This is a genomic window from Vibrio sp. 2433-A1 (genome assembly GCF_056726085.1).
Window position 1 is genome coordinate 1 of sequence record NZ_JBRESC010000070.1, and the last position, 793, is coordinate 793.

Consider the following 793-nt stretch of genomic DNA (forward strand, 5'->3'; position numbering starts at 1 on the left):
GAGAACGCTTACCACTTTGTGGTTCATGACTGGGGTGAAGTCGTAACAAGGTAGCCCTAGGGGAACCTGGGGCTGGATCACCTCCTTATACGATGATTACTCACGATGAGTGTCCACACAGATTGATGGTTTATGTAGTTTAAGAGATGGAACACCCCCCAAGGTGTTCAACTTAGTGTCCCGTTCGTCTAGAGGCCTAGGACACCGCCCTTTCACGGCGGTAACAGGGGTTCGACTCCCCTACGGGATACCATTGGGTCGTTAGCTCAGTTGGTAGAGCAGTTGACTTTTAATCAATTGGTCGCAGGTTCGAATCCTGCACGACCCACCATTCTTCTCCACGAAGAATCAAAACTTATGTGGGCGATTAGCTCAGTTGGGAGAGCACCTGCCTTACAAGCAGGGGGTCACTGGTTCGAGCCCGGTATCGCCCACCATTCTCTAAGTATTTTTGGATAGGATTTCCAAACCACTTCAGTAATTCGTATGTGGTTGGATTTTTTGACGCCGAAAGTCTTTAGAAAATGACCTTCTTCGGAAGAATCATGCTCTTTAACAATTTGGAAAGCTGACAAATCAACAATTTATTGTTGATTGTAAAGTTCTCAATGTTTGTCTTTATGACAAACACCAAACAACACATTCAAGTGTTCTTGGGAATGTCACTTTAAGTGACTATTCAAAATTGAGTCCGGCAAAATCGAGTCTGCACATGTATAAAAATGCAGACAACTTTGGTTGTTTGACGTAAAGACCCTTTGGGGTTGTATGGTTAAGTGACTAAGCGTACACG

3 tRNA genes and 1 rRNA gene are annotated in these 793 nt (G+C 44.6%); all 4 read left to right on the forward strand.

Annotation, left to right across the window (positions count from 1 at the left end):
- Positions 1 to 88, forward strand: a 16S ribosomal RNA gene (locus ACU01J_RS21660); the annotation flags it as partial.
- 89 nt (positions 89 to 177) lie between these two features.
- Positions 178 to 253 (forward strand) — tRNA-Glu (locus ACU01J_RS21665).
- A gap of 2 nt (positions 254 to 255) precedes the next feature.
- Positions 256 to 331: transfer RNA gene (locus ACU01J_RS21670), tRNA-Lys, on the forward strand.
- Between the two features lie 30 nt (positions 332 to 361).
- Positions 362 to 437: transfer RNA gene (locus ACU01J_RS21675), tRNA-Val, on the forward strand.
- The last annotated feature ends 356 nt before the right edge of the window (positions 438 to 793 follow it).